Source organism: Chryseobacterium sp. JV558, assembly GCF_033712365.1.
Lineage (GTDB): Bacteria > Bacteroidota > Bacteroidia > Flavobacteriales > Weeksellaceae > Chryseobacterium.
This window is the reverse complement of the sequence record NZ_WJHU01000002.1, coordinates 559,991-584,549: the sequence shown is the minus strand read 5'-3', so window position 1 is coordinate 584,549 and position 24,559 is coordinate 559,991. Positions and strand designations below refer to the sequence as shown.

Annotated in this window: 24 protein-coding genes; 8 read left to right on the top strand and 16 right to left on the bottom strand. The window is 35.5% G+C overall.

What is annotated here, in order from left to right:
* Positions 1-105: 105 nt before the first annotated feature.
* The gene (locus GFU89_RS08405) at positions 106-2,034 is read right to left on the bottom strand and encodes an LTA synthase family protein (RefSeq protein WP_318846702.1); all 1,929 of its coding nucleotides are present in this window, start codon (positions 2,032-2,034) and stop codon (positions 106-108) included.
* Positions 2,035-2,123: 89 nt separating this feature from the next.
* On the opposite strand from GFU89_RS08405, the gene GFU89_RS08400 reads away from it, so the two are divergent.
* The 6 genes from GFU89_RS08400 to GFU89_RS08375 all read left to right on the top strand — a co-directional run bounded on the left by GFU89_RS08400 (position 2,124) and on the right by GFU89_RS08375 (position 5,757).
* Entirely contained in the window at positions 2,124-2,837 is a 714-nt protein-coding gene (locus GFU89_RS08400) for a CDP-alcohol phosphatidyltransferase family protein (protein ID WP_318846701.1), read from the top strand.
* A 75-nt stretch (positions 2,838-2,912) separates the two neighbouring features.
* Positions 2,913-3,677, top strand: a complete 765-nt coding sequence (locus GFU89_RS08395) for an exonuclease domain-containing protein (RefSeq protein WP_318846700.1) — start codon at positions 2,913-2,915, stop codon at positions 3,675-3,677.
* Between the two features lie 2 nt (positions 3,678-3,679).
* Positions 3,680-4,078, top strand: coding sequence for a DUF2007 domain-containing protein (locus tag GFU89_RS08390; protein WP_318846699.1), 399 nt, complete (start codon positions 3,680-3,682; stop codon positions 4,076-4,078).
* 8 nt (positions 4,079-4,086) lie between these two features.
* Entirely contained in the window at positions 4,087-4,647 is a 561-nt protein-coding gene (locus GFU89_RS08385) for a hypothetical protein (RefSeq protein WP_318846698.1), read from the top strand.
* A 7-nt stretch (positions 4,648-4,654) separates the two neighbouring features.
* Positions 4,655-5,260: a fumarylacetoacetate hydrolase family protein gene (locus GFU89_RS08380; protein ID WP_318846697.1), complete on the top strand. Its 606-nt coding sequence runs from the start codon at positions 4,655-4,657 to the stop codon at positions 5,258-5,260.
* A 59-nt stretch (positions 5,261-5,319) separates the two neighbouring features.
* Complete coding sequence (locus GFU89_RS08375; protein ID WP_318846696.1) at positions 5,320-5,757, top strand: universal stress protein; 438 nt, start codon at positions 5,320-5,322, stop codon at positions 5,755-5,757.
* Between the two features lie 84 nt (positions 5,758-5,841).
* Here GFU89_RS08375 and GFU89_RS08370 read toward each other — a convergent pair whose 3' ends face one another.
* Positions 5,842-6,075 carry a DUF6341 family protein gene (locus GFU89_RS08370; protein ID WP_318846695.1) on the bottom strand — a complete coding sequence of 78 codons (234 nt, stop codon included), beginning with the start codon at positions 6,073-6,075 and terminating at the stop codon, positions 5,842-5,844.
* 42 nt (positions 6,076-6,117) lie between these two features.
* On the opposite strand from GFU89_RS08370, the gene GFU89_RS08365 reads away from it, so the two are divergent.
* Together GFU89_RS08365 and GFU89_RS08360 are read left to right on the top strand one after the other, a co-directional pair.
* Positions 6,118-7,023, top strand: a complete 906-nt coding sequence (locus GFU89_RS08365; RefSeq protein WP_047378892.1) for a DUF6427 family protein — start codon at positions 6,118-6,120, stop codon at positions 7,021-7,023.
* Positions 7,024-7,029: 6 nt separating this feature from the next.
* On the top strand, positions 7,030-7,614 hold the full coding sequence (locus tag GFU89_RS08360; RefSeq protein WP_318846694.1) for a DUF3109 family protein: 585 nt from the start codon (positions 7,030-7,032) through the stop codon (positions 7,612-7,614).
* Positions 7,615-7,689: 75 nt separating this feature from the next.
* Here GFU89_RS08360 and GFU89_RS08355 read toward each other — a convergent pair whose 3' ends face one another.
* The 14 genes from GFU89_RS08355 to GFU89_RS08290 form a co-directional block, all read right to left on the bottom strand.
* On the bottom strand, positions 7,690-10,554 hold the full coding sequence (locus tag GFU89_RS08355) for an insulinase family protein (RefSeq protein WP_318846693.1): 2,865 nt from the start codon (positions 10,552-10,554) through the stop codon (positions 7,690-7,692).
* Positions 10,555-10,706: 152 nt separating this feature from the next.
* Positions 10,707-11,393: a hypothetical protein gene (locus tag GFU89_RS08350; protein WP_318846692.1), complete on the bottom strand. Its 687-nt coding sequence runs from the start codon at positions 11,391-11,393 to the stop codon at positions 10,707-10,709.
* Positions 11,394-11,596: 203 nt separating this feature from the next.
* The gene (locus tag GFU89_RS08345) at positions 11,597-12,931 is read right to left on the bottom strand and encodes a trigger factor (RefSeq protein WP_318846691.1); all 1,335 of its coding nucleotides are present in this window, start codon (positions 12,929-12,931) and stop codon (positions 11,597-11,599) included.
* A 139-nt stretch (positions 12,932-13,070) separates the two neighbouring features.
* Entirely contained in the window at positions 13,071-13,658 is a 588-nt protein-coding gene (locus tag GFU89_RS08340) for a hypothetical protein (protein ID WP_318846690.1), read from the bottom strand.
* An 18-nt stretch (positions 13,659-13,676) separates the two neighbouring features.
* Positions 13,677-16,070, bottom strand: coding sequence for a TonB-dependent receptor (locus tag GFU89_RS08335; RefSeq protein ID WP_318846689.1), 2,394 nt, complete (start codon positions 16,068-16,070; stop codon positions 13,677-13,679).
* A gap of 245 nt (positions 16,071-16,315) precedes the next feature.
* Positions 16,316-16,672 carry a hypothetical protein gene (locus GFU89_RS08330; RefSeq protein ID WP_318846688.1) on the bottom strand — a complete coding sequence of 119 codons (357 nt, stop codon included), beginning with the start codon at positions 16,670-16,672 and terminating at the stop codon, positions 16,316-16,318.
* Positions 16,673-16,818: 146 nt separating this feature from the next.
* Positions 16,819-18,744: an ABC-F family ATP-binding cassette domain-containing protein gene (locus tag GFU89_RS08325; protein ID WP_318846687.1), complete on the bottom strand. Its 1,926-nt coding sequence runs from the start codon at positions 18,742-18,744 to the stop codon at positions 16,819-16,821.
* 135 nt (positions 18,745-18,879) lie between these two features.
* Positions 18,880-19,128 carry a hypothetical protein gene (locus GFU89_RS08320; protein ID WP_318846686.1) on the bottom strand — a complete coding sequence of 83 codons (249 nt, stop codon included), beginning with the start codon at positions 19,126-19,128 and terminating at the stop codon, positions 18,880-18,882.
* A gap of 250 nt (positions 19,129-19,378) precedes the next feature.
* A complete protein-coding gene (locus tag GFU89_RS08315; protein ID WP_318846685.1) occupies positions 19,379-20,731 on the bottom strand; it encodes a DUF2235 domain-containing protein in 1,353 nt (450 codons plus the stop codon).
* Positions 20,732-20,880: 149 nt separating this feature from the next.
* Positions 20,881-21,558 carry a response regulator transcription factor gene (locus GFU89_RS08310; protein ID WP_318846684.1) on the bottom strand — a complete coding sequence of 226 codons (678 nt, stop codon included), beginning with the start codon at positions 21,556-21,558 and terminating at the stop codon, positions 20,881-20,883.
* Complete coding sequence (locus tag GFU89_RS08305) at positions 21,527-22,159, bottom strand: sensor histidine kinase (RefSeq protein ID WP_318846683.1); 633 nt, start codon at positions 22,157-22,159, stop codon at positions 21,527-21,529. The genes GFU89_RS08310 and GFU89_RS08305 overlap by 32 nt, the downstream gene beginning before the upstream one ends.
* Before the next feature lie 149 nt (positions 22,160-22,308).
* Positions 22,309-22,932 (bottom strand): hypothetical protein, encoded by a 624-nt coding sequence (locus GFU89_RS08300; RefSeq protein ID WP_318846682.1) that lies wholly within the window; start codon positions 22,930-22,932, stop codon positions 22,309-22,311.
* A 17-nt stretch (positions 22,933-22,949) separates the two neighbouring features.
* Positions 22,950-23,729 (bottom strand): hypothetical protein, encoded by a 780-nt coding sequence (locus tag GFU89_RS08295; RefSeq protein ID WP_318846681.1) that lies wholly within the window; start codon positions 23,727-23,729, stop codon positions 22,950-22,952.
* A gap of 63 nt (positions 23,730-23,792) precedes the next feature.
* A complete protein-coding gene (locus tag GFU89_RS08290) occupies positions 23,793-24,413 on the bottom strand; it encodes a DUF5715 family protein (protein WP_318846680.1) in 621 nt (206 codons plus the stop codon).
* Positions 24,414-24,559 lie beyond the last annotated feature (146 nt).

The following is a 24,559-nucleotide window of genomic DNA, read 5'->3' as shown; positions in this document are numbered from 1 at the left end:
ATTATACAAAGCATAAAGAGATGATGAAAGTCGAAATAGCAAGACTATAAAAAGGCTGATTTGAAAATTAATCCACTAGTCATTTAGTATTTCCACCTATGTATTTTAATACAGTTTCCTGTTAATCACTCTATCCATATAGTCCTGATACCAGGCTTTTGCAGTTAGTTTTCCTTGTTCAACTTCAGGGGTTTTAACTTCATTGATCAGGTTTTTCTCAAGGCTCAGGTCAGATTTATTATAAACTCCGATAATTTCTTTTCCGTCAAAACGGTAAATATAATTCCCTATCATGAACTGATCTGTGCTTCCATCTGAATTTACAACGATAAAAGGGTACTTTTTATCACTTACCAAACTTCTTCCCCAGCTTCTTATCGGTTTATTATACCCAATAAGATCAGCCAATGTAGGATATATGTCTGCCTGCTGTGCGATTTCCTGGCTGACTCCTTTGAGCTGATATGCAGGATTCGGAGAGTAGAAAACCAATGGAACGGCATAACGGTTCATCGCTCTTTCGTATTCCGGATAATACACCTGATTGGTATGATCTCCGGTGAAAACAAAAATCGTATTGTTGTACCAAGGCTGCTTTTTCGCAGTTTCAAAATACTGTTTGATAGCATAATCTGTATACTGCATCGGCTCATGTATTTCTATTTTTCCTTTTTTAAATTTTCCGTTATATTTCTCAGGAATTTTAAAAGGATGGTGCGATGATGCAGTGAATACTGTAGTCATGAAAGGTTGTTTCTTCCCGACATTCTTAGCAAAATACTGTAGGAAAGGCTCATCCCATATTGCCCACATTCCATCAAAGTCTTCATCATGATTGTATTCTGTTTTTCCGAAATAGTGTTTAAATCCTAAAATATTTCCAAATCCCAGGAATCCCATAGAACCATTTGGTGCTCCATGATAAAAAGAGGTATCATATCCCAGATCATTACAAACCGAAACGATAGACTGAATTTTCTGATTGGAATAAGGTGATCCTGTAAAGGCATCGGTAAGACTCGGAATTCCGGCCAACACACTGCTCATCCCATGAATCGACTGTCGTCCATTGGCAAAAGTATTGGGAAAAATAAGACTCTGGCCAGCCAGACTATCCATAAACGGGGTGTAAGAAACGTAATCTTTAATATTTTTATCTTTATTAAAAGCTCCTGAATATTCTCTTCCGAAAGATTCTACAATGAAAATAACAATATTGGGACGGTTTTCTACTTTTCTGTCATATACTTTATAAGGCTGTACATTTTCTTCAATATATTTTTTATCTACGAAATGAACTTCCTTAAAATTATTGGTATTTAAAGTCCTGAAAAAGGAAAATGTACTGTTGAGCACCATGTTTCCCTGCAGCGGATTGGTTACAAAACGGGTAGCATCCACCATATTAATAGGCCTTGTACTATGTTTGAAATCTCCTCTGATCCCTCCTACAACCAATACCGCAGTGATACACAGCGTAACAATGGAGGTAATAAAGTAAGGAAGTAATTTCAAAGGCTTCACTTCCTCCACTTTTACTTTTTTGTAAAGGAAAACCCACAATCCCATTAAAACAATAAACCAAATCAGCACAAAAGGATGCTCTCCCACAGAAATCATCAGGGTTTGGGAAACATTGGATTCATGTTCAGCCACCTGAAATACGGCAGAAGTAAGCCTTGCCTGTGCAAATTTATAGTAAATGAAATCACCAAAGTTCATCGCATAAGCTATCCCATTGGTAATGAAATACAGCCAGAAAAGAACTTTTTGAAAAACTTTCTTTGTATTGATCACCAAAGGCAACAAACTCAGAAGTATAAACAATGCATTGACATATAAAATAGCAGTGGTATCGAAAGCTGTACCATGGAAGGCCAGCTTTATATATTCTGAAACAGAGTCAACTTTAATCAGATCTTTATTAAAATACCAGAATAAAAGTCTGGCAATCTGATAAAAAACATAGGCTAAAAAAATCCTGTAAACTAATGCCAGAACTTCCTGTTTTCTAAATCCTTTTAAAAATTTCATGGGGCAAATTTACATCAAAATCACTTTAATGCATTTTTTAGTGCAGATTATTTTGAGTTAGAATTTTTAAAAACTGTAATTTTGTGGTTATGGATTTTATAAAGAATAATCTGGCCAATGCCTTAACCCTGGCTAACTTATTTGCAGGCTGTGTAGGGGCAATACATCTAATTTTAGGAGATTATCAGACTACGGCAATCTGCCTTATTCTCTCTTCGATTTTCGATTTCTTCGACGGCTTTGTAGCCAGAGCTGTAAAATCAAACTCCAATCTGGGACTTCAGCTGGACTCTCTTGCGGATATGGTAAGCTTTGGGGTAATTCCGGGACTTACTATGTATAAAGCACTTGAACCCTTTGGTGCTGAGGTTCTTGGGATTCATTTTCCGTTTGAAATCAAATATCTCGGATTGATCGTTACCGTATTTTCCTGCCTGAGACTTGCCATCTTCAACCTTGATGAAGAGCAGCGTTATTATTTTAAAGGATTGAATACGCCTACCAATACCGTTTTATTGTTTGGTCTCTATTATGCATTTAAAGAAACCGGAACTTTTAGCTTTTTATTTGATAATGAACTGCTGCTTATTCTGCTGACACTTCTTACATCATGGCTTCTGATCAGCCCGATTAAGATGATGGCGATGAAATTCAAATCCAAACAATTAAAAGACAACTACCCTAAAGTTGTATTGCTTGTGGGAGGTGTTGCTATTCTTGCCTTATTTCAGGTAGTAGGAATTCCGATGCTTGTTATTTATTATATAGTAGTGTCTCTTGTTTTTCAGGGACAATTAAAATAGAAATTAAACAATTTACATAAGGTTTCTATCACCTTATTTTAAGTAAAACACACTTTCAAATTATTAATGATCAACATGAATTTAAAACTCCATAAACCGCTTTGTATTTTTGACCTTGAAACAACAGGAACCAATATCGGAAAAGACAGAATTGTTGAAATCTGTATCTTAAAAGTAAATCCTGATGCTTCCAGAGAAAGCAAAACATGGCGTATCAACCCGGAAATGCTTATTCCCAAAGAAAGCAGCGAGATCCACGGGATCTATGATGAAGATGTAAAAGATGCTCCTACATTCAGGGATATTGCTTCTAAAGTGATGGAAATGATTACCGGAAGTGATTTGGGAGGATTTAATTCCAACAGATTTGATGTTCCTCTTTTGGCTGAAGAGCTTTTAAGAGTAGGAATGGATTTTGATCTGAGTAAATTCAGATTGGTAGATGCACAGACTATTTTCCATAAAAAAGAACCTAGAAACTTAGGTGCTGCTTATCAGTTTTACTGTGGAAAAACATTAGAAAATGCGCATTCTGCAGAAGCTGATGTAATGGCAACCTTTGAAGTTCTGGATGCACAAGTAGGAAAATATGATGATATTCCGAATGAAATAGCACCGTTAAGCGAATTTACATTCCATAATAAGAATGCAGATCTTGCAGGATTTATCGGATATAACGAAAAAATGGAAGAAGTTTTCAACTTTGGAAAATACAAAGGCCAGGGAGTGAAAGCAGTATTCCAAAAAGATTTAGGATATTTCGGATGGCTTCAGAATGCTGACTTTCCGTTGTATACGAAAAAAGTTTTTACAAAAATTCAATTATCTAGCAGGTTTTAAAAATGTCTGAACTGGTTCGTTTTAAATTTTATGAAACTGCCCTTGAAGCTAACAGGGACAAACAGATATTGGCTGAAAACGCCATCAATAGTTTCATTGCAAATGAGCAGCTGATCCAGTCAGATTGGCTCCTGTCGCAGGCTGTTGGCGGCATACAGCTTCAGGTATTTGAAGAAGATCTGGAAAAAGCCAAGCAAGTATTACAGGATTATAGGGACAATGAACAGTATTCGCTGGAAGTAGAACACACCATTGAAGATCCTGAGTTTGATTTTGGCTGTCCTAAATGTGGTTCGAATCATATTTACAGAGATGACAGCGCCACCAGCTTCTTTGGAATTTCTTTTCTGACAAGTCACAAGTTCAAATGTTATTATTGCGGGAATGAGTTCTCCCATTAAGTTTTAATATGGTCAAAAAAATTGGAAAGATTTTTCTCGTTGTTATTCTTGGTTTTCTTTTTTTCATAATAGGAAAATTCATATTGGTATGGAACAGCGTAGAAGTTGATCATAGTCTAAGCCAGAAACCTCTTTTTAAATCTTTTGATCAGCAAAAACAAACAAGTATTTGGGGTTCAGAGAGTGAAGATATTAAAACCAATGATTTCAAGACAAAATCAGACAGTATAAGTCCAGCATATTATACGTGTTTTATTAATGAAAATCCAATGCTAAACGTTACATTTTCTGTTGGAGATGGTTTCAGCGGTGGTGGTTTTCAGATAGATATTTTTCAAAACAGATATAAAATCTCTCCCTATTCTTATACTGACGATGTAAAACTTTTTGATTTTTTGGACACGGGAGAATATTATAAAGTTTTGGACAGTAAAGTTATTCTGGATAAAGAATCTTATCAAAAAGGAGATAGCATCTTCGGATATACTGAACTCAAAGTTCAAAGAAGATATGGTCCTGAAAAATATATAGAAGAAGGTAAAGGATATTTTAAAGGTAAAGTAAATTAATTAAGTTATGAAAATAATCTGCATAGGAAGAAACTACAGTGAACACGCGAAAGAATTAGGAAACGAAATTCCTGAAAATCCTGTTATTTTTATGAAACCGGATACAGCGGTTCTGAAAGGAAATGATTTTTATATTCCTGAGTTTTCAAATGATATTCACTACGAGCTTGAGGTGGTATTGAAAATTTCTAAGGGAGGAAAATATATCCAGAAAGAAACAGCCAACAAGCATTATGAAGAAATAGGTCTGGGAATAGATTTCACGGCCAGAGATCTTCAGAGTGAGTTAAAATCAAAAGGACTTCCATGGGAACTTGCTAAAGGTTTTGACGGTTCTGCTGTGGTAAGCAGTTTCTTTAAAAAAGACAGTTTCAGTCTTGACAGCCTCCAGTTTTCATTATTAAAGAACAAAGAAAAAGTACAGGATGGCAATACAAAAGATATGATGTTCAATTTTGACGATATCATTGCCTTCGCTTCTCAGTATTTCACGTTAAGAGTAGGTGATCTTATCTTCACCGGAACTCCAAAAGGGGTTGGAAAAGTAGATGAAAATGATATTCTGGAAGCGTATCTTGAAGAGGAAAAAATCCTTGATATCCGAATATTATAAGTATTTAACACCAGAGTCTGACAATTTTTCCCTATCTTTAGGTAACAAAATTAGAGGTTATGATAAATATTGTAGTACCCGTAGATTTTGGGGACAAGACAGACCAATTGGTAGACGGTGCCATAAAATTTGCAAAACAGCTTAACGGCAGAATTTACCTGATCCACGTAGCACCATCAGACATTGGCTTTGCCATTGGTGATATGGGATTTCAATATTTTCCTGAAGTAGAAGCCAACGAAATCAGAGAGGAGCTGGTACAGCTTAATAAAATTGAGCAGAGAATCATCGCTCATGATATCGATTGCGAACACCTTTTAAAACAAGGGCTTGCCAAAGATATTATTCTGGAACATGCAAAGGATAAAAATGCAGATTATATTGTGATGGGATCACATGGCAGAAGCGGAATATATGATGTATTCGTGGGAAGCTTAACCAAAGGAATTACAAAAAGTTCAAGTATTCCTGTGCTGGTACTTCCAATTCACGACTAAGAAAAAGAAAATTTTAATCGTTAGTAATAAAAAAACCGATCAAAGCATATTGTTTGATCGGTTTTTTACTATATAACCAATTAATTAACCTTCTTTTTTGTAGATATTCGGATCGTAGTAAGGATTCTTACCTTCCGTTGGAGAATAATAGTCTTTGTCTTTGTCCCCACCTAGTGTTACTACAAGTACATAGCACCAATAAGTAAATAATACACAACAAACTGTAAATAAAATCCAGTTTAAAACATTTCCGAAAGTATCAAAGAAACCGAAAGTCCATTTGAAAACTTTGCTTAAGAATAGAAAGAAAGACGTCATTATTTTCCTTTTTTAAATTAACTTTGTACAAATTTATAAAAAATGTTTAAATTACTTTCAAAAGAAAGCAATATTTTTTCAATTCCTGTTTATATTGGTTTTCTTCTTTTAGTAGTCGTAATATTTAACATACTGAATTTCAACACCTATGAAGCCATTGTTGCCGGAATAACTTTTCTGGGAATTGCTTTGGGATATTTTTGTTTTCACAGTATTGCCCTTAATTATCAGACGCACCTTCCATTATTCTTATATACTTTTTTCATTTTCGGGCTGTATCCTGGAAATCTGGATATAGGAATTGCGGTTTCTCTGCTTACAAACTCCTTTCTTATCCTTCTTCTCACAAGTGCGGATGAAGATATCAGAAAGAAATCATATGTACTGGTAGGATCTATTGTAGCATTGAACTTTATTTTCCTTCCTACCACCTGGCCGATGGCTGTTTTTGTGATCATCCACGTGATTGCGACCTCTGCCAAAATCACATTGAACCTTTTCAGATTCCTGCTCGGGATCGTTTTGATTACCTTCAGTTATTTTTCTGTGATGTATTTTGTTCAGTTTACTTCCTGGAATATAGATTATTTTCCGTTTGGAAAGATGAAGCCTGTAACGGATTATACGGAGCTTCTGCCACTGATTCCTGTGGTTCTGATGCTTATTTATGCGGTATACGACCATTTTAAAAACTATAATAAGAAAAGTCCGATAAGCAGGTATAAATATACTTTCCTGTTGGTTTTTTCTATGGCCCAGCTTGTTTCCATCATCCTGTATATGAATAAGAGCTATGAATATCTGCTGCTTCTGGCATTTCCTTCAAGTATTATTCTAAGCAGAATGATGAGATTTTTACCCAAATATTGGATGCGTGAAGCCAGTGTATGGCTTATTATTATTAGTTTACTGACCTTTAAAGCAGGTACAGTTTTTGATTTATTTTAAAAAATTATGATTCAGATAGACGATAAATTGATTTCTGAGGAAATTTTTTCCGAAGAATTTGTTTGCAACCTTACGAAATGTAAAGGTGCATGTTGTGTGGAAGGTGATGTAGGAGCTCCGTTGGATAAAAACGAGCTTGAAGTATTGGACAGTATTTTTGATAAAATAAAACCTTACCTTACTCAGGAAGGCATCAAAGCCCTTGAAGAACAAGGAACATGGACTACTGATCCGCACGACGGAATGTATGTTACTCCTATGGTGGAGAACCGTGAATGTGCTTATGTAACGTTCGACGAAAAAGGAATTACCAAATGTGGTATTGAAAAAGCCTATGAAGATGGCGCTGTAGAATGGCAAAAGCCGATTTCGTGCCACCTGTACCCTATTCGTATTACAGAATATTCTGCATTCACTGCTTTGAATTATCATGAATGGAATGTATGCAGCGACGCATGTACGCTTGGAAAAGAACTTCAGGTTCCTGTTTATAAATTCTTAAAAACTCCATTGATCAGAAAATATGGCGAAGAATTCTACAATGTTCTGAGTGGAGCCGCTGACGAATGGAAAAAAGAATATGGTTCTTAACCGATCAGGATTTGAATTAAATAACAAAAACCGCAGATTTCTCTGCGGTTTTCTTATTGTCAATAAAAAGGCTGACTAGTTAGCTGCTCCTGCTTTTACAGTAGTTACTTCGGCTTTCTTAGTTTCATCTTTTTTAGCTTTTTCCCACCCGTCTTCCGGCATCAAAGTGGCTACAATTCTACCTTTTGTAAGATATTTTTTAGCAACATCCTGAAGATCCTTTACGGTAAGTGCTTTTACTTTTTCCTGATAATTCAGGATATCATATTTATCACTTCCGTCTAATTGGTTTTTAGCAATAGCATTCATCCAGAACATATTGTCTTTTAATTCTGTTTTATTGTCATTGTATTCTCCTTCTTTATACTTATCCAGATCTTTCTGCTCAGGACCTTTATCAATCAGCTTCTGAAGCTCAGTAATAGCACTCTTCGTCAGTTTATCTGCATTTTCCGGACCACAAGGGAAGTTAATTCCAAAGCTGTAAGTACCATAAGGAATTCTATTCATACCACCTCTTGCACCTCCACCGTAGATACCGCTTTCATCTTCTCTCAGTTTTTCGATGACCTTGATGGTAGCCACCTCTCCAAGAGCAGATAATGCTAAAGCTTCTTTTTCGTTATAAGGAGCTTCTCCACTGTATGAGATAGACACCATACTCTTCGGATCTTTTCCTTTTTTATATACTTTTGTGTAATCTCCGGTAACTGTTCTGTATCCGGTATCTTTGAACATTGTAGCTTTTCCTGATGATGGCAAGCTTGCAATATACTGAAGGACTTCATTTTTAAACTTCTCTTCATCAATATTTCCTACGAAATAGAACTGGAAGTTTCCGGCATTGGCAAATTTATCTTTATAGATGTCGTATGCTTTTTTATAGTCAGTATTCGCCCAATCTTTCTCCATTGGGAATACACCAATAAATCTAGGATTCTTCTGGTTCATGAATTTTGCATGCTCGTTAGAGAAATAAGCCTGTGGATTAGACAACAGATTATTCAGCATAGCAGACTGCTTTTCTTTGTATGCATTGAAGGAAGCCGGGTTGTAATTTAAGCTTGTAAAATAAGCATACATCAGCTCCATCGCTGTTCCTAAATCTTTTTGTGCAGTTCTTCCGGAAATACCTTCAAAAAGAGAGGTTACCATTGGATTTACACTCACCTGTTTACCAGCTAAATAATTAGTAAGATCCGCTTTTGAGAATCCTCCAACTCCTGCTTCTGATAATGCAGAGAAAGCAAACTGTGTCTTATTGTAATCCGCATCCGGAATAAGAGAACTTCCTCCTAAACTTCTTGCAGTAAATACAATTTCGTCATCTTTAAAGTCGGTTTTCTTGAAAGTCACTTTAGCACCGTTGCTTAATGTCCAGGTTGTTGTTCCCAGTTTTGCATCTGTTTCGGTTTTAGCAATTTTCCCTTCAGATTTGAAAGGTTTTACCAGATTTTTGATCGTAGCCTTTTCTTCATAAGGTTTTAGATCAGCCATTTTCACAGCATCAAATGTATTCAAAACCATTGCTTCTGTAGGCATGGTGATATTATCTTTTTTAGGACCTGTGATCACAATTACCCTGCTGTCATCTTTCACCATTTTCTTGATGATATCGTTGGTTTGTGCAAGGGTAACAGATGGTAAGAACGTTTTTGTATCTTCATATTCCCATGCAATTCCAGGTATTGGCTCCTGCTCCAGGAAGTTTCTTACATACTCACCTACCAGCATGTCACTTTCTGTCTTATCTCTATTGTTATAAGATCTTTCAAGGTTAGAAAGTACCTGAGATTTCGCTCTGTCAAGTTCAGACTGGGTAAATCCGAATCTTTTTGCTCTTTCCACTTCTTCCAATAAAACCTTCAATGCACTAAGCTGATTCCCTTCTTTTACCATAGCAAATCCCTGGAAAGCTTCTTTGCTTCTTGCATAGGTTCCTCCGTGGTATACTGACCCGAAAGTGAAAGGCGGGTTTGTAGAGTTGATTAGTTCTCTCAACCTATTGTTTAGCATCGTTGTTGAAAGATTTTCCACAAGACTCTGATTGTACTGCTCTACCGTTACGTCCGGCTTATAAGCATCAGCATCTTTCATGATAAACTGTACCATAGAATTGGTAGCGTCAGGATCTGTCTCAATAGCTACCAGAGTTTCTTTGTGGTTTGGAAGGTCAAAAGATTTCCTTTCTCTAGGTTTTGAAGGGTTTTTATATTTGCTGAAGTTATCTTTGATCTTTTTCTCAATTTCATCCACATTGATATCTCCTACTACGATGATCGCCATCAGATCCGGTCTGTACCAGTCCTGGTGGAATTTTCTGATCACATCAGGTTTGAAGTTTTCCAACACTTCCTTTTTACCAATCGGAAGTCTGTCTGCATATTGAGATTTATATAAAAGCTTCGGAAGGTATTTATCCATCATTCTCTTATCTGCCCCAAGACCCAGCCTTAGCTCTTCCAATACAACTCCTCTTTCTTTATTGATCTGTTCATCAGAAAGGGTTGCATTGAATGCCCAGTCTTCCATTACTTTCAGTCCTGCATCTAAATTCCCTGGTTTATCCAATGGAACAGGAAGCATGTAAACAGTTTCGTCAAAGCTGGTATAAGCATTAAGGTGTTGTCCGAATTTCACACCAATGGACTGTAAGAAGTCTACTAATTTATTATCTGGAAAATTTTTGGTTCCGTTGAAGTTCATGTGCTCCATAAAGTGAGCCAATCCTCTTTGATTTTCATCTTCAAGAATAGATCCTGCATTGATTGCCAGACGGAAATCTACTTTTTTCTCAGGTAACGTATTTTTTTTGATGTAGTACTTCATTCCGTTAGAAAGGGTACCCATTCTCACAGAAGAATCCACAGGAATATTCTGTCCAAAGGCATTTGCTGACATCAAAAAGATAACTGCAAATGAAGATAAGACTTTTTTCATGGTATTTGATTTTATTTTCAGCTTAAAACTACCAATTATTCACAAAGTGAGGAAATTATGAAATCTGTTTTATAGTTAAAGTTGAGTTAAATTTATTTATATACTAAAAAACCGGGCTATACCCGGTTTTAATATCTTAAAAAAGTGACTTTTTATTTAAAATCAGCATCCGTAACTCCGGAATTGATTACAACTTTAGTCGTTTTAATTGTCATTTTCTGACCTCCTCCTTCAGCATCTACTTCAGCAGGGAACTGTAATCCATCTACAGTCATGTAGCTTTTAATGGTAGCATTTCCTTCTCCTGCATTCGTTTTATACAAAAGTCCTGTTCCTGCGTCGAAATAAAACTTTCCTTTGTCTGAAGACAATACATTATAGTCTTTTCCATCTAATTTTTCTGTTGATACAGTTGGAAAATTAGAGGCATCAAAAGCTAAAGCATCAATTGGCTTTCCTTTTTTCAACTCAACAAGTTTATCTGCAGGAATATCTGTTTTATTTCCCATCTGGTCAAAGTATCCCTTCTCACCATCGAAAAGCTGAATCATTTCTTTTCCCATCAGTGATTGTACAGATTTGAATTTATTTCCTAATTTTTTAGTAGTCATTTGAATTTCCATTCCCTGCACAGAAACTGTGTTATCAGTAATGGTAGATTTTACAGCCTCCAATTTATCTTTTCCTCCTAATGCTTTGAAATAATTATCAACAACTTCTTTAGAGGTCAGTTTGGATTTTACAGCTTCTGTTTTAGCAGATGCAGCTCCTTTCTTCTGAGCTGCTGCAGGTACTGAAAAAAGTACAGCACAGAAAAATGGAATGATGATCTTTTTCATATTTATAATAAAGTTTAAAGGGTAAATATAGGAATATTGACGGACATAGGAATAAATAATGAGTGATGAGCAATTAGTAATGAATGATAATTGATAAATGATGAATGGTAAATATGATTATTGCTTAATCTTTAGGATGGGTATATAAAACAAAAAACCGTCAAAAAAATTGACGGTTTTCAAATATTTATATCGAAGTATAATTATTTCTTAAGCTCTTCTAAAAATTCGTCGTGAGAAATTTTAGTTTCTTTTTTGCTTGCTTTTTCAAGAATTACATCTTTCAATTTAGCCATAGCAACTTCAGAAGAAATTTGTCTTACCTGCTCTTGGTCTTTCAACATTTCAACAGCATATTTTTGAACTTCTTCATCACCAAGGTGGTGGATTCCGTAGATTGCCAATTGGTTTTTAACTAACTGCTCAGCCTGAGCCAATACATCAGCATAGTCAAGGTTGATTTCGTTTTCAGTCATCAATTTACCTTCGATAATCTGGTATCTCAATTGGTTTTTCTCAGCTTCAAGAATTTCTTTAGCCTGATCTTCAGACTGGATATTCTGGTTAGAGAATAATAACCACTTCACAAGGAATGATTCAGGAAGTTTTACTTCTTCTTTGTCAGTTACTTGCTCTAATACTTTATTCACAAAGTGAACATCAGCATTTTGCTGGAAGTACTCGTCTAATTCAGTTTTCACTTTATCTTTAAGTTCTTCTTCAGTCTTAATGTTTCCTTCTCCGTATACTTTGTCGAATAAGTCCTGGTTAAGTTCAGCTAAGTTTAATGTATAGAAATCTTTTACTTTTACTTCTAATTCATTGTGGTGTAGGTGTTCTACTTCTTCTTTGCTGAATCCTAATTCTTTAGCTAATTCTTCGTCACCTGCAAGAGTTTCTTTAGTTACTTTTACAGATCCGTCCATTTTCAAACCTTTTACCAATTTGAAAGCTTCTTTGTTTTCACCAGTAACGGTAAGATTTTTTGGGTGGTGGTGGTGCTCTCCTTCAGCATCTTCTTCTACAACCTGAGAAACTTCTAAAGCAATGTAAGAATCTTTAGTGATTTTATCTTGAGGAACCTGCTCAGCGAAACGCTTCTGCATGTTTTCAATACTCTTGCTGATTTCTTTGTCAGAAGCTTCTACTTTGTAGTGAGGTGCTTCATATTTAGCTAAATCTATAGTGAATTCAGGCTCATATCCTACTTCGAAAGCAACTTCTATTTTTTCAGCGTTGTAATCTAATTCGTTTACTGGCTGAGGAACAGGCTGACCAACTAATCTTAATTTGTTGTCATTAACATAGCCGTTTAAAGCATCAGAAACTTGTCTGTTGATTTCTTCAAACGCAATACCTGCTTCATATTGTTTTTTAACCATACTCAAAGGCACTTTCCCTTTTCTGAATCCAGGAACTTGCGCATTTTTAGCATAATTAATCAACTGCTTCTCTACTTTTTCTTTGTAGTCAGTTTTTTCCAATGTTACTGTAAGCAATGCACTTACGTCATCATGGTTTTGTGCGGTAACCTTCATTATTGATTAAAATTTTAGGTTGCAAAAATATGAATTTTTTATGAGAATCATCCATTTAAAATCAACTTATAACGCCAAATATTGTTAAATAAAAAACCACCGGAGAATTCCGGTGGTCCAAACAAGATTAAAGGATATATTAATTAATAATATTATAGTTTGCCTGTGCGTCTGTTTCACCTCCGGTATGTGTTCCATAGACAACTCCGTTTCCACTCACAGCAGAAGCTTCAGAAACGGTTACTGGCTCATGGAACAATGTAAGAACCAGCTGACTAGGAGCAGATGCATTTTTTACAGCAGTATTTACCACCCATTTTGTTTTCAACCCAACACGGCTTCCGTCTTTTCTTGTTGAATTGGCATCATCAGTACGCGTTAAAGTAATATCTGAGTTTGGAAAGTTATACACTAAGAAATGTTCATCTTTTGCATCTTTAATTTCCTGCGTAGCATCTTCGTCCCCATTTTTGAAAATAACTTCTACGTTATAGGTATGTCCGTTTATTAGTTTAACATTCGGGTTCGTTGTACTGTTCACCTGATAATCATAAACGACAGGAGTTCCTGTAGCTTCATCCGTTACTCTTAAAAGAACATCTGAAAGTTCTTCCTGAGGAAGGTCATCCGCTTCATCATCACTTCTGTTGCATGAAGTTAAGCTTAAAGAAACAGCTAAGAATAAAAGTCCTAATATAAGTGTTGTATTTTTAAAAATATTTTTCATTTTTTTGATTTTAAGTAATTAAAATTGATATTTAAGAGTTAAAATAAAGTTTCTTCCCATCTCGTTGGAAAAGAAACGAAGTCTGTTCAGATAATCTCTGTAAGACTTATCGAATACATTCCGAACTGAAAAATCAATTCCGAAATTTTTAGACAGATTCACCCCTGTCTGAATGTTCCAAAGGGAATATCCGCTTGGAGGTGTAGAAATATCTACTTCTTCATTATAAGCATTTCCGTCTGAATCAAATAATCTGATTGGAACGTTATAAGTCGGAAATCTTGTTTGTTTTAAATAAGTATTATTACTTACTGTAAAATAAAAACCTTTCCATTCTTTTTTATTGAATTCCAATGAATTATTAAAATTCGGAGGCATCATGAGAATAAGTGGCACATCGTGAGTTGTATCTTGGCCGTAAACATAGGAACCGCTTCCTTTGTAGGTCAGATTATCTGTGATTTTAAGTTGGGCATCAATATCTAACCCATACATTTTCGCATTGATCTGCTGATAGTTGTAGACTACAAAAGCTCCACCCCACTGCGTATTCTGGTATCCTGTAGGAATCTGGTTGATGAAATTCTGGGTATAGAAGAAGTAAGGGTTTACAGAAATATTCAATCCTTTTAAAACATTTGCTTTGATGTCTGCAACTAGATTGAACTGATTTCCCGTTTCGCTTTTCATTCTCATATCTCCTCTTTCAATAATGGCTGCAGAATGGTGAAGTCCATCAGCAAAAAGCTCTGCAATATTTGGAGACCTCGAAACTCTGGCATAATTGAATTTCAAGTCAAAATATTCTGATGGGTGATAAACAAGCCCTCCATTCACTGAAATATTATTATAACTTAAAGATGGTTTTGTAAGAATTCTGTTTTGGTTTATTCTTACTACAAAATCTGAATAGTCTGCTGCATATTGTTTATTCCAATCGCTTAGATCATACCATTTTGTTACATCATAATGATCATAATCGTATCTACCTCCCAATTCAAGATCCAATTGAGGTGCAATTTTATATTTTAATACTGAATAAATTCCTGCATAATATCTGTCATAATTAGGAACAAGTCGTCTTGCCTCAGTCTGAGTATTGGAATAGTTGTTTTGATAACCTACATTAATTCCTGTTTCAAGATTCCATTTTCCTCTTTCTATCAGATGATTCACATTCAATTCATTGGTTATCAGTTCAAGATCTAAAGCAGGCTTTTTACTCAGCTCTTCCGTACGTCTGATATCATATTCTTTTCTATGATTGTACTGAAAACTGTAAGTAGCCGTAATTTTTCCAAAATTTTCAAACCTTTTGTACGCGGATACCTTAGCAATATGGTGTTCAATTTCCTGTTTGGGATTATCAATATCATAACTAAAATCCCTTTGATAAACTGGTTGTGGTGCTGTAAGAGCATTACGCAAATCTTCAGAATTCCCTACATGAGAGCTTCTAAGGATTCCCACAGTACTCTTTGTCAGATAATAATCAAAAGAAAAACCTTTTTCAAACGTCATCTTCTGAACTCCAAAATTAAATCCTGAACTTTCCAGTCCGGTATTCATCAAGCCATACTCCGGAGCTTCGAGATCTCCGAGTTTTTTATAGCTTCCATTGGTTTTAACTGCCCAGCCGTTTTCCCAGGTTTTTGCCAGTTTTACATTAAGATCAGCTCCTCTTCCATTGGAAATTCCAGAAAGGGAAACATTCCCCATAATGGTATCTTTCTTAGGCAAGATCTGAGGCTGTAAAACAACAACTCCGCCTACAGCTCCACCTCCATATTTCAAGGCAGATGCCCCTTTTATTACATCAATATGTTCAAAATTATTGACGTCTACATTGGGTGCATGTTCCACTCCCCATTCCTGTTCGGCTAGTTTTACTCCATCATTCAGAATAGAAACTCGACTTCCATAAAGCCCATGGATAATAGGTTTTGCAATATTATTTCCTGTCTTAAGAACATTAACACCGGAGATGTTTGTTAAAAGATTTCCAAGGTTTTCGGTAATATTTCGTGAAATCATTGATTTATCAATAGTTTTCACAACCATACTTCCGTTGTTCTTGTGACTTCCATGGATAGTAACCGTTTCAATATCTTTGACATGGTGTTCCAGCGTAATAACCAACTGGACATCCTGATCAACTCCTATATTTTCAGTATAATCATTGCAATCAGGATGTTGAGCAATGAGTGTATACTTCCCTGCAGGAATCTTGTCAAAAGAAAATTTACCTTTCTTATTGGTTTTAGCTGTAAAATTTCCGATTTTAATCACAGCATTTTCCAATAAGCTTTTATCGTGAAAATCCTGAACGGTTCCTTCTACAGTATAGGTTTTTTGTGCACTTATAAATACTGATCCGCAAAAGATCAGCAGCAGGCAATATATCAATTTCATTGTAAATAGATTGATTGCGTACCCTTTCAACAGGGTACAATTGTCGTTAAAATTTGTGGGAAGGGTTGGGTTTGATTGTAAAATGTAAAAAGTAAGATGTATTAATAATGAGAAATCAGAGGTTAATCATTGAAGTCTTTTATACATCAATAGAAACTAACAGCTGTTTTTCCAACAACTTAAAATTTTGAACATTAAACATTGAACTTAAAGTATCAAACTTTAAACCCTATAGAATCTAAGAATTATGAAATTGTGGGCGGTCCTCGAAGCTGAAAAGTGAATTTGGTCTGAGACCAAATTTTCTCCTGAATGGCGATGATTTGTTTTACCTCATGGCTGTAATGCTCAAAAGTAAAACTGAATTCTTCAGGAGCTAATGTATGTCCGGTAACCAAAAAGTGGCAGGCCAGACAATCGCCAGCTTTCTCTTTAGTAACTGCTTTCGTCACCGTATTCTCTACTTTTTTAAGATTGAAAGCCTTAAAATAATCTACAGAATCGTGATGGTGAAAGCTTTGAGAAAGCAGCGCAAGGAAGTACACTCCAAACAATAGCTTGGAGATAAAACTCTTTAAGTTTCTGCTTTCTTTAAAAATCATGGTTCAAAATTATGAAAATAATTTAATTGTTTCCTTAAACTTTTATTAAATTACTTATGACTATTGATAATAGGTAGAAGTGAAAAGGATTTTGTTACAAAAAAAATGCTTCATAACTTTTAGTTGATGAAGCATTTCTATTTTATTTAATCAAGTTGGGTACCAAGATACTCCCACTCCTGCAGGGCTGCATCCAGCTCTTCCTTAGCTTTATTGTATTTTTCTAAGGTTTCATCTGAAGGATTTTCTTTGGCAAAAGAAGCTTCCATTTCTTCTACTTGTTTTTCAAGCTCAGAAATTTTCTCTTCTACTTTTTTGATTTTATTCTGTATATTTTTCTGTTCTTTGCTGACAATAGCTGAAGATTGGCTGCTAACAACTGGTTTTTCTTCCACTTTCTTAGGCTCTACCTTTACTTCCTGATGAAGCTTCGCTTTTTCTGCAGAAATCTCTCTGATCGTTTCTTTTTGTCTATATTCAAGATATTCGTTGATGTCTCCAAGGAACTCTTTCATACTTCCATCACGGAACTCATAAATTTTATCACAAAGCCCCTGAAGGAATTCTCTGTCGTGAGAAATCACAATTAAAGTACCCTCAAAATTCTGAAGTGCCAGCTTAATAATCTCCTTAGACTGAATATCCAGGTGATTGGTAGGCTCATCCATAATCAGCGTGTTGAAAGGACGAAGCAATAGTTTACAAAGTGCCAGACGGTTTCTCTCCCCTCCGGAAAGTACTTTTGTTTTCTTGGAAACCGCATCTCCCTGGAAAAGGAAAGATCCTAATAAATCTCTTACTCTAGGTCTTGTCTCTTCTGTTGCTGCATCTTCTGCTTCTTCAAGAACCGTTTTATTAGGGGTTAAAACCTCCTCCTGATTCTGTGCAAAATACCCGATGTTGACATTGTGCCCAAGATTCCAGTCTCCTGAATAATCTTTAATATCTCCTGCTAAAATTTTAGCTAAAGTTGTTTTCCCCTGTCCGTTCTGCCCTAAAAGAGCAATTCTGTCTCCTCTCTGAACGATGAAATCTACATCATCAAAGATTTGTTTCTGTCCGTAAGATTTTCCAAGGTTCATTGCTTCGAAGATTACTTTCCCCGGAACCATAGACTGTACGAAACGGATATTGAATTTTGAAACGTCTTCATTATCAACTTCAATACGTTCTATTTTATCTAATTTCTTAATAAGTGACTGTGCAAAAGATGCTTTTGTAGCACTCGCACGGAACTTATTAATATTGTCTTCCATCTGTTTGATCTCCGCATCCTGATTCTTTTTAGCTTGAATCAGTTTTTCACGGCGATCTTCTCTCATGACAAGATATTTGGTATAGTTGGCTTTATAGTCGTCAACCTTTCTGTTATTGATATCAAAAGTACGGTTACAAACCGCTGTCATAAACTGTTTATCGTGACTTACAAGAACAATAGCTCCCGGATAATCTTTAAGGAAGTTCTCCAACCAGATGATAGATTCCATATCCAGGTGGTTGGTAGGCTCATCGAGAAGCATAATATCATTCTTCTGAAGAAGTAATTTTGCCAATTCTATTCTCATTCTCCAGCCTCCGGAAAACTCATCAGTGATTTTTTGGAAATCATCTGCTTTGAATCCTAAACCAAATAACACTTTTTCCATATCGCCTTCAAGATTGTAGGCATCATGGTTCATTAAAAGGTCATTCAGTTCGGTCATTTTATTAATCAAATCCGTGTAGGAATCACTTTCGTAGTCTGTTCTTACAGTCATTTGGTGATTCACTTCTTCAAGCTCGTTTTTCCATGCATTAATCTGCTCGAAAGCCTGCATCGTCTCAGCCCAAACAGTTCTTCCTTTTACGAAATCAAGATCCTGTTTCAGGAATCCAATGGTAACACTTCCTTCAGTGACCACTTCTCCTTCGTAGAAATTAATTTCTTTGGACAGCATTTTCAATAAAGTGGATTTCCCCGCTCCATTTTTACCTACCAGACCTACTTTATCATCCTTTTTAATGGTGAAACTGACATTTTGAAATAAATAATTTCCTGAGTGATGTAATCCTAAACTTTGAACCGAAAGCATCTTAATTAATAATTAGTAATGAATAATGAATTTTCGGGTGCAAAAATACGGAAAAAGAAATGAATAGCCCAGAAATAAAAAAAGCTGCCCGAAATAGGCAGCTTTTTTCTTTAATGTCACTGATGTATACAATTTTTATCCAGCCGTAAGCGGTGGTGTTTTTCTTCCCGCTTCTACCATTGCAATCATCTCTACAAGCGTTTGTGCGCCCTCTTTGTAGGTTACCTGTTTGATCCCGTGGTGAGATCCTATTTCATGTTGCAATTCGTTCAAAGTAGTAGCCTGAGCCATTGTCATCTTTTTGCTTCCATTTTTGATACTGATCTCGTATTCAAAAGTCTCTAAAAGTTTTTTTGCTTTCTTAAGCCATGCTGAAACTGTCATAATTATTTTGTTTTTGGGGTGATGTAATGATTCGATATAAGGCTTTTCATATTTCACTTATAATCTTATTTTGAAGCTTCGTGAAATAAACAATTCAAAATAACGAGAATTAAAATCCAAAAACTACAGTATAATATACCAAATCTAAAATTCAGTACTTCTACCCAATTGCTCTCGATATATGATAAATAAAAGGGAACATCTAACATGATGTCCCCTAACCTAAATTTAAAACTGAGAAGCGTTAGCACTAATTCTTAATTTCATTGAATGTAATAGCTGCCGGTGTTTTCAAAATGGAGCGAAGCCAGATATCATTATTGGGAACATTAGTCCCGTAAAGAAAATCTGCAACAAAACTGTCTTCCGGCAGATGAAGTTCCACCGAAAGTCTTGTTCGGCTGGTCTGGTCAACGGAAGTACTGCTGGAAACATTTAATCCGTTATTAATCAATTCAATATTAATTTCCCGCTGGGACCTTTTCAGAAAACGATTGCTATAAAGTCCAAAATTTGCTGAAATATGGGTATAGTCTGCAAATTTCCCGAAATCATATATTGGTCTTTTATTAGCAGCAAGATCTTTTACATATTCTTTTATTTTGATGTAAAACCGACTGAGAAAAGGATGTTTGTTATAATCTATTCCAAAATAGGCATCATTTTCTATACTGAAAATGGATACTTTAGCATTGGTTTCTTCCAGCATCAATTTTCCATATACTTTTGAAAGATCATTGTATACTTTATCCCGGCACACATAGGCCTGCGAAAGACCATTATCCGTTTCTACTTCATATCCCGAAAGCAAGGTATCCCAGATTTTATTGCCTTCAGCATTGGTTTTCTCATTTCTGATATCTGAAACATAATGATGCAGATCATCCATATGAATAAAATCTGTTGAAATATAAACAGACTGCGGTCCTTCCAGATATCCTCCTCCAATATCAGCATGATCTCCCGGTACAAAGATTTCTTTCCAAACGGAAGATGTATTTTCCGATTTCTGGTCTTCCATTGTTTTTGAGTTCTCAAAAAAACCGGTAAGCGGAAAGAAAAACCGACTCTCATTGACTGCACAGATATGCAAAGCATTCTCTACCTTGGCAGGAATATTGAGATTATAAGTATTGAAAGGTTTGGATTCTACTGTATCAAAAACTCCTAAAAATTTTATTCTGCAGTTTTTCAGAGAATAATGAGCCAAAAGCTGGTTGCAGAAAGTTCTTGCCAACATCCCTCCTCTCCCGAATCCGTATAGATAAAAATGATATTCTATTGCCTGATCATGGGTAACCTGCTGTACAAAATCCCAGGCTTTCTGAAGTTTATCATCGGAAGAATATCCATTCCCATAGGGTGGGTTTGCACATGTTGCCATCGCAAAATTATTATCTTCACTATCCGTTACGGTTCCAATTCCTTCGATATATATTTTTTCATCCCCAGTAAATAAACTGTATAATTTATAGATATTGGTGAAAGTACCATAATAGCTTTCATTGTTGTTCAGCGGTTTATCCGGTGAAAGAATATTTACCCCATTATTTCCTGTACCGTCAAAGAAAATCCCGACGGAAATCACTCTACTGCCATTCATGTTTTTACTTTAATTTTTTATTACAGATCTTGTTTGTGTTTTTTCAAATAAAATCCCTGAAAGAGACATTTCAAAATAACAGAAGAAAAACAAGGCTAGCTAGAGTGAAAAGTACCAAATAAAAAAATCCGTATTTCTACGGAATCAGATTACATTTTTTCAAGGGAATAAATATTGTTAATAATAGCATAAATCACTATTCCCACAGTATTTTTAGCTCCAATCTTCTCCAAAATACGTTGCCTGTGGCTTTCTACGGTTCTTGGACTGATAAAGAGTTTTTCTCCTATTTCATTATTGGTAAATTCCTGACAGATCAGTTTTACCACATCTTTTTCTCTTTCAGACAGCTCATCTTCCATTTCAAAAAGAGAATTTTTCTTGGCAGAGCCGTTCATATAGGTAAACAGCATCTGATGGTCTTCTGCCGTAAAGAAAACTCCATTTTTATCAACCATCGTGATGGCATCAATAAATGTTTTTTTATTTGAGTTTTTAGGAAGAAATGCTGATACTCCCAGCTTGACCATGTATCCGAGAATAGAGGTTTTGTAATGGGATGAAAGGATAATAATTTTAAGATCTGGATATTTTTCTTTCAGGATTTCTACCAGTTCAAAACCGTTCATAGGCTTCATCTGAACATCTACAAGCGCAATATCAGGAAATTCATCTTTTGAAAGTTTTCCGAGGTCATCTATAAAATCGGGGCCGTTATCTGCGGTAAGGCATACCGATATATTTTTTTCATTGGACAGCAACATTTTTACCCCTTCGAGGATCAGCTGTTCATCATCAATCAGTGCTAGTTTGATTTGGGAACTCATGATATTTTGGAATTTTTATGATTAAACGACTTCCTTTTTTTAAAAAAGTTTTTTTCCATTTGTGTGTTGCGTTCATTGATTTGATACGGGATTCTATATTTTTGATTCCCATTCCTTTTTTTACCTCTTCATATTCAAAACCTTGTCCGTTATCAGAAATAATGACCGCCATATTTTCAGGATAATCTTTAATATAGATCCAGAGATCTTCAGCATCTGAATGCTTGATCACATTGGTGGTAAATTCCTGAATAATCCGGTACAGCTGAACTTCTACGAAAAGATCTTTTTTTTCATATCCTGGCATTACCTGCAGGGAAATATTAATTTTATGGGAAAGGTTGGCTATTAATTCTTCAACGTATAAGACCAATCCTACCGATTCCAGGTTTACAGGGTATAGTGAATGAGAAATACTTCTGGCAGCATCAATCAGGGAAGACATCTGGCCATAGATATTTTTTTTTATCAGGTCATCACCTTGGGTATCGAGGTTATTCAGCCATAAAGAAAGAATATTGAGCCGGTTTCCGATATCATCATGAATCATTACTGCTATTCTTTTTCTTTCTTCTTCCTGGGCTTTGATGTTTTCCAGCACTAATTTTTTCTGATGGAGAACTTCGGCCTCATGCTGTACGCTTTTCTCCTTAATAATTCTGGTTATAAAAGCTCTGTAGGCAAGCAGAATAAAAGATACTATAACTGTTATGGTAACAATTATAAGAATCAGCAGGTTGATATTTAAAGTTACTTCTTTAATTTGATAAAAGTATATAAAAATGAACAGTACAAAATACTCGAAAGAATATTATTGGCACTGAGAATAGTATAATAATCGTTTTCTGACAGCTCAGCAATCTGGTGCTGGATAATAAAAATAAATACAGAAACGGAATAGTAGAAAAAAATACTGGCATCTACCAGAATAAAACGGTTCTGTGCAGAGGTATTTTTAATCTCACGGATCAAAGTAACCCCGGAAAGGCAGATGATAACGATATTGGAAACCACTTTCGCAATATCTGCATTAGATGGATAATCAAACCCATATTTCGAAATCATAAAACCTCCCGCCAGCACACCTGTAATACCCAGAACATATTTCGGCCAATCCAGTTTTCTGATAAATAAACCTGTCAGCAAAAAAAACTCTCCTGCGATGTACAAGGGATAAAGAAATGACGTATCATTAAGCCTGAAGACATAAGGCAGCGCCAGATTCAGCAGTTCAATAAAAAAAAGAAAAGCAATACAATAAAAATACTGCTTTTCTTTTTGGTTTAATATGCGGTATTTTGCTGCTCCCAGCAGTATAACAGATAGAAGCAGTGCATAATTCAGGAATAAAATTGCCTTATAAAGTTCAGCCATTCCTCAGTTTATCGTTTTTAAAATCCACTTCCTACATCTACATCCGGAATACGGCAGATAGGAGGACATGGTTTTGCCCAGTCATATGTATTGGATACAGTTTCTGCACCCAGTTCTGAATTTCTAAGATTTGCTCGGGAAGAAATAAAGATAAGAGTTACCAGCATTTTTCCATAGATATCATTGTATCTAAGGCCAAAAGAACAGGTAATACCCAGCAAACCATCATCCTCAAGGCAAAGGTCTGCGGTAGGAACATAGAATTTTCTAAAAATTCCAATACCTTCATTTTCTCTGCATTCTTTATAAAACCACTCCATACCTTCGTTTCTCCAACGTTCAATAGCTGATACAGCTATATCCTGCTCAAGAATAGGGGTATTGGAAACCGGGAATCCCATATTAGCATTCTTCTCTGTGCTCTCAAGATTTTTAGAAAGAACAGCGTTTCTAATAACAGTGTATTCCTGAACTTCCTGTAGTCTCAAATCTTTATCAAGTTCTGTAAGGAAGCTGTACGGATATTCTTTGACATCTATTTTTACCCCTTCATTATTCATAGGATAAAAAATAAGAATCAAACGATCTCTATAAACTCCTACGGCTGCACAAAAGTCTTTATAATCCTTAAAGCCCTTCATCCACTCAAGGTGCTCACTGGAAATATTAAAAACATAGTTGGTAGGAATCAGCTTTTGAATTTTGGAAAAGTCAGAGAAATACCCTTTCCATTCGTTTGATGCTGCTCTACATTCTTCTACAGGCAGCATATAGTCTACAATGTTTAATGTTGACATAAGCATAGTTTTTAGTCCTATAAAAATATATAAACTAAACATGCTACGCAAGTAAGATTTTAATTAATAATTTTTCACTGTAATATGATAACAGCTCTGTTGTCTTTCTTTAATGTAATATATTCTACCGGCATTCTGATAGTGCTTTAAAACTTTCTCCAGCGCTATTTCCATTTTCGGATTATACTTCAGAACGTTGTTGAACCTTACATAAGAAATGTCAAAAGAGTTACCATAATTGTGAGAACTAATCCCTAGTGAGGCATTAGAATTTACTCTTCTCAGTCTGCATTGGTCTTCAAGAGTCCGGGTAATGGATGAAACGGTAAAAGTTCCTCCTTTTGTATCTTTACTGAATTTGGAGCCTATTTTCTCCAGGGTAGTTTTGGCTTTGGATACCATATAAGCCCTGCTGTAATCAAGTCTCTGAACCTGATATCCTTTTCCTGATTTTTTTATTTTGTGGAATTTTCCGCTGCCGATATATTTCTGTACTGTTTTGGAGTCTTTCAGTAACTGTATTCCAAAACTCTTTGAGGCGTCAAGATGGGGTTTGTAAAGCGATGTAGGCTCAACCTTCAATACAGTAGTAAGATCATAGCAGGGAAAGGCCTTTTTTGCTGCCTGCGAATAATGTAAACTATAAATAAAAGGTACAAAGACCACACAAAAAAACTTTCTCATTAACCATCCTTTTAAATTACAAACGAAAGATAAAACATTTATGTTATATCTTTCAAAACCTATTATAATACTCTCCAGATAAATCCCAAACAAAGTTTACACCAAATTATTAATTTTATAATTTTTGTTCCCTATTTTTTGAAATA